A 539-nucleotide genomic window follows, 5' to 3' on the forward strand; every position below is an offset into this window, starting at 1 on the left:
TTCCTGACATGCGCTGAATGAGACCGCGACGCCCCTAGAATGGGAGTACCCCAACGAACGACTGCAACGATGAGCAGCTATCGCGAGACCATCAAGCCCGTGCGCAACCGCATGCGCAAGTTCGACTACCACTCGGTCCTGCTCGCGATTTCCCAATACCTGCTCGAAACAGATGCTCGCGGAGCCGAGCGCGCCAAGCGACTGCCCTGGGTCGCAGAACGACTGGCGGCTTGGGTGCTGCGCGACGAGCCACGTCTGTATGGCCACACACCCATGCAGCAAGGCGATCTACTCAAGTGCATGAACATGGCTTGGGTCGGTATCGATGCCCTGGCCGGATGGCCAAAGAACCACAACCCCCTCGCTTTATTGGTGCGCAAGATACTGCTCGCGCAGGTGCCTCATCAACAGGACCGGCGCATGGGCGCGTTTGCACGACAAATCGCCCTGCTGGGCCGGCTTCAACCCAACAGCCGCTTGCGGCGGGTCATCGAGCGCACAGTGGGCTTACCCCCCGAGGTTTATTTGCAATTGGCGTT

General features: G+C 60.7%; 1 protein-coding gene. It reads left to right on the plus strand.

Annotation, left to right across the window (positions count from 1 at the left end; translation table 11 throughout):
* Positions 1 to 69 precede the first annotated feature (69 nt).
* On the plus strand, positions 70 to 539 hold a 470-nt coding region (locus ACH34W_RS55650; protein ID WP_395969368.1), incomplete at its 3' end, for a hypothetical protein.

It is taken from the genome of Actinomadura sp. 6N118, from assembly GCF_044326415.1.
GTDB lineage: Bacteria > Actinomycetota > Actinomycetes > Streptosporangiales > Streptosporangiaceae > Spirillospora.